The organism is Streptomyces sp. NPDC005899 (assembly GCF_040629645.1).
Taxonomy (GTDB): Bacteria; Actinomycetota; Actinomycetes; order Streptomycetales; family Streptomycetaceae; genus Streptomyces.
In genome coordinates this window covers 1-4,334 of record NZ_JBEXWB010000445.1, presented here as the reverse complement: position 1 = coordinate 4,334, position 4,334 = coordinate 1, and the positions used below count along the sequence as shown (strand labels likewise).

The window sequence follows — 4,334 nt, the reverse complement described above, 5'->3', positions numbered from 1 at the left end:
GCAGTCGGCATGTCCGAGGTCCTGGGGTCCGGCGGGAAGTCGGGCGGCGACCGGGGCGGGCCGCTCGGCCGGCGCCCCGGTCCAGGCAGGCTACCGGCGCCGCGCCGGTCAGCGGCCCCGCAGCCGGCGTACGAGGATGCTCGCGTCGCCCCGCGACTCCAGGTCGGCGAGCACCACGGCGACCGCCTCGCGGACGATGCGCCCGCGGTCGACGGCCAGACCGTGCTCGCCGCGCAGGACGAGCCGCGCGTGCTCGAGGTCCATGAGTTCCTCGGCCGAGACGTACACGGTGATCTTCTCGTCGTGGCGTTCCCGGCCGCTGGGCCTGCGGTTCGCGCCCCGTCCGCCGCCGCGCGTGCGCTGCTGCTGCACCGCCGGAGCGGCCTCCTGCGGCGCGGTACGCGGCTGGGGCGCCGCGACTCGTTCGCCTCCGTCGGCCCGGCCGCGCGCACCGCTGTCGGCGTCGCCGGCCGCGGAGTGCTCCTCGTGGGACCGAGCGGCGGACGTGCCACCGGCCTCACCCCGGGCGGCCGCTTCGGCCTGGTCGCCCGCGCCGGCCGGCGGGGGCACGCGCGCCTCGCCGTTCGCCTTGCGTCGCCGGTCGGCAGGGGACGAGGCCTGGAGGCCCATGCCCCCGGTGGTACGGAACAGCTCGTCGGCCCCCGGCAGACTCACTCGGCGTGACACCGGGCGAGCACCTCCCTGGCGAGCTGGCGATAGGCGGCGGCACCGACCGAGTTGGACGCGTACGTGGTGATGGGCTCACCGGCGACCGTGGTCTCCGGGAAGCGCACGGTACGGCCGATGACGGTGTGGTAGACGTGCTCGTCGAACGCCTCGACGACGCGCGCGAGCACCTCACGGCTGTGCACGGTCCGGGAGTCGTACATGGTGGCGAGGATGCCGTCGAGCTCGAGCTCCGGGTTGAGCCGCTCCTGCACCTTCTCGATGGTCTCGGTGAGCAGCGCCACACCGCGCAGCGCGAAGAACTCGCACTCGAGCGGGACTATCACCTTGTGCGCGGCCGTCAGGGCGTTAACGGTGAGCAGGCCGAGCGAGGGCTGGCAGTCGATCACGATGTAGTCGTAGTCGGCCATGAGCGGCTTGAGGGCGCGCTGCAGCGTCGACTCCCGGGCCACCTCGCTCACCAGCTGCACCTCGGCGGCCGAGAGGTCGATGTTGCTCGGGAGCAGGTCCATGTTGGGCACCGCGGTCTTCAGCAGCACCTCGTCGGCCGCCATGCCCCGCTCCATGAGCAGGTTGTAGACCGTGAGGTCGAGCTCCATCGGGTTGACCCCGAGGCCGACCGACAGGGCTCCCTGCGGGTCGAAGTCGACGAGCAGGACCCGGCGTCCGTATTCGGCCAGCGCCGCGCCCAGGTTGATGGTCGACGTGGTCTTGCCGACGCCGCCCTTCTGGTTGCACATCGCGATGATCTTCGCGGGGCCGTGCTCGTTCAGCGGCCCGGGGATCGGGAAGTACGGCAGCGGGCGGCCGGTCGGGCCGATCCGCTCACGGCGCTGCCGGGCGGCGTCGGGCGCGAGGGTGGCCGCGTACTCCGGATCGGGCTCGTACTCGGCGTCGGGGTCGTAGAAGTGCCCCTCGGGCACCTCGGCGAAGTCGGCGAGGGGGGCGGTGTCGCGGCCACTCTCGTTGCCGGCCATGGCGTTCACGTGTAGGCCGTCCATCATCTGGGGGGCTGTCGTCATGTGCTGGTGGGTGGCGAAGGTGCGGACAGCGACGGAGCCGACAGCTTCGAGCCCGATCGGGCTCAGACCCCGTGCGGGCATCCCTGGTTGACCACCACCGGGAGTAAATGTCGACTCATTCACAAGTCGTCTTACCTCCTTGGATGTGACCAGGAAACTTATCGATAGGTCAGCGTGGCACCATGCCGACGATTGGCGACTCTATGGCGTGTCACCGGTTCGCAGCAACACAATCCGCCGGACCCGGCCCGATGTGTCGGCAATCGCGCACCGGTCTGTCAAGGGTGCGGGGTGACCGGAGCGCACCTTTCGCGGGGGTGCGGAACGGGTGGAGGGGGACATCCACGACGGGTCGGGCGAGGCCCTCGACGGCGCCGGGCACACGCCCGGCCGGACCTCGTCGAGCAAGGTCCGGCCGTTCGCACAGGGTTGACGGGAAGCGTTGACCACTCAGCCCAGGAGCGTGCTCAGTTCGACGTGGTCGAGGCCGTGCGCCTCGGCCACCTCGCGGTAAACCACCTGGCCGTCATGGGTGTTGAGGCCCTTGGCGAGGGCGGCGTCGCGGCGCAGGGCGTCGGCCCAGCCCCGGTTCGCCAGCTCCACGATGTAGGGCAGGGTCGCGTTCGTGAGCGCGTAGGTGGAGGTGTTCGGCACCGCGCCCGGCATGTTCGCGACGCAGTAGAAGACCGAGTCGTGGACCGTGAAGGTCGGCTCGGCGTGCGTGGTCGGGCGCGAGTCCTCGAAGCAGCCGCCCTGGTCGATCGCGATGTCGACAAGAACACTTCCGGGCTTCATCTTGGCGACCAGCTCGTTGGTGACCAGCTTCGGGGCCTTGGCACCGGGAATCAGCACCGCGCCCACCACGAGGTCGGCCTCGACGACGGCCTTCTCGAGTTCGAACGCGTTGGAGACGACCGTCCGCACCTGGGTGCCGAAGATCCTGTCGGCCTCGCGCAGCTTGTTGATGTCCCTGTCGAGCAGGGTGACCTGGAAGCCGAGTCCGACGGCGATCTGCGTGGCGTTCCAGCCGGAGACACCGCCGCCGATGACGACGGCCCGGGCCGAGCCCGTGCCGGGGACCCCGCCGGGGAGCACACCGCGGCCGCCGACCGAGCGCATCAGGTGGTAGGCACCGACCTGGGGGGCGAGACGGCCGGCGACCTCGGACATCGGGGCGAGGAGCGGGAGCGCGCGGTTGGCGGTCTCGACGGTCTCGTACGCGATGGCGGTCGTGCCGGACTCCAGCAGCGCGTCCGTGCACGCACGGGAGGCGGCCAGGTGCAGGTACGTGAACAGCGTCTGGCCCTTGCGCAGGCGGTGGTACTCCTCGGCGACCGGCTCCTTGACCTTGAGCAGCAGGTCGGCGGCGGCCCACACCTCGTCGGCCGTGGGCAGGATCCGCGCGCCGGCGGCGACGTACTCCGCGTCCGGGATGGACGAGCCCTCACCGGCGTGCCGCTCGACGAGGACCTCGTGGCCGTGGCGGACGAGCTCATGCACTCCGGCAGGGGTGATCGCCACCCGGAACTCGTTGTTCTTGACTTCGCGGGGGATGCCGACCTTCACGTCGATCACGGCCTTTGGCTCGGAGGTAGCTCGGGCATAGCGGTGGATACCGACATGAACCAAGCATAAAGGGAGACACCGCAGTGTTGTGCGGCAGAGCCATCATTAATGAAGGACTTCTCGCTGTCCAGCCTTACAAAGCATTAAGTTTCAGTCGAAGCACTACGGATTTCGTAGGCCGGGGCCTCGTCTCCCAGCAACTTCGCGGCCGCTGACCTGTGCAGCCCCGCGGCCGCGGGGTCGCCGAGCCTGTCCAGCGTGTCCGCCAGCCGCAGTTCCAGAGCCGCCTGGAGGCGCACGTCGCCCGCCCCGCGGGCCAGGCCGACCGCCTCGCGGCAGGTCTGCAGCGACTCCTTCGGCCGGCCCGCGTACTCCTGCACCCGCGCCGCCTCGCTGAGCGCCCGGGCCTGCGCGGGGCGGTCCCCCAGCCTGCGGTGGCCGGCGGCCGCGGCCCGCCAGCTGCGCAGCGCCTCTCCGTAGCGCCCGGCGTAGGCGTGCACGGCACCCAGGCGGCCGTACAGCCGTGCCTCGTCGGCCCGCTCCCCCTGGGCGAGCCGCTGGGCGAGGGCCCGCCCGTACCAGTCGGCGGCCCGGTGGAAGTCACCCAGCTCCGCGTAGGCACCGCCCACGGATTCCATCGCGCGGCCGGTCGCGTACAGGTCGGCCGCCGCCCGGCCGGCGTCCAGGGCGGCCCGGTAGCGGGCCAGGGCCTCCCGGGTCCGGCCGGTCCTGGCGTCGAGGTCGGCGAGATTGAGGAGGGCCGCGGCCTTCTCCCGCGGCAGGTCCCGCCGCTCCGCCACGTCGAGGACCAGGCCGTGCAGACCGTACAGCTCGGGCGCGGCGTCCTCCGTGCCGCGGTGGGCGGCGAGGGCGCGGACGAGGGCGGCCACCAGCCGGCGGGCGAGCGTGTCCAGCCCGCCGTCCCGCACCGCGACCCGGGCGGAGGCCAGCAGGGCGGGCTGGCGGATGCGCAGCCACTCCGCCGCGGACTCCGGGTGCCAGGAGGGGTCACGCAGCCGGGCCAGGGGGGAGGCCCGCCGGCTGGTGGGCACGGGCTCG

The 4,334-nt window shown here is 72.2% G+C and carries 4 protein-coding genes; all 4 read right to left on the bottom strand.

Annotated elements, in window-relative coordinates:
- Positions 1 to 108 precede the first annotated feature (108 nt).
- On the bottom strand, positions 109 to 675 hold the full coding sequence (locus ABZ371_RS29570) for a hypothetical protein (protein WP_358685298.1): 567 nt from the start codon (positions 673 to 675) through the stop codon (positions 109 to 111).
- Entirely contained in the window at positions 672 to 1,790 is a 1,119-nt protein-coding gene (locus ABZ371_RS29565; protein WP_358685292.1) for a ParA family protein, read from the bottom strand. Before ABZ371_RS29565 ends, ABZ371_RS29570 begins: the two co-directional genes overlap by 4 nt.
- 369 nt (positions 1,791 to 2,159) lie before the next feature.
- Positions 2,160 to 3,275 (bottom strand): alanine dehydrogenase, encoded by a 1,116-nt coding sequence (ald, locus tag ABZ371_RS29560; RefSeq protein ID WP_358685295.1) that lies wholly within the window; start codon positions 3,273 to 3,275, stop codon positions 2,160 to 2,162.
- Between the two features lie 143 nt (positions 3,276 to 3,418).
- Positions 3,419 to 4,334: tetratricopeptide repeat protein (locus ABZ371_RS29555; protein WP_358685289.1), on the bottom strand; the 916-nt coding region annotated here is incomplete at its 5' end.

Coding starts and splice junctions, on each gene's coding strand:
- ABZ371_RS29565 (WP_358685292.1), bottom strand. CDS start 1,790: ATGCCCGCACGGGGTCTGAGCCCGATCGGGCTCGAAGCTGTCGGCTCC.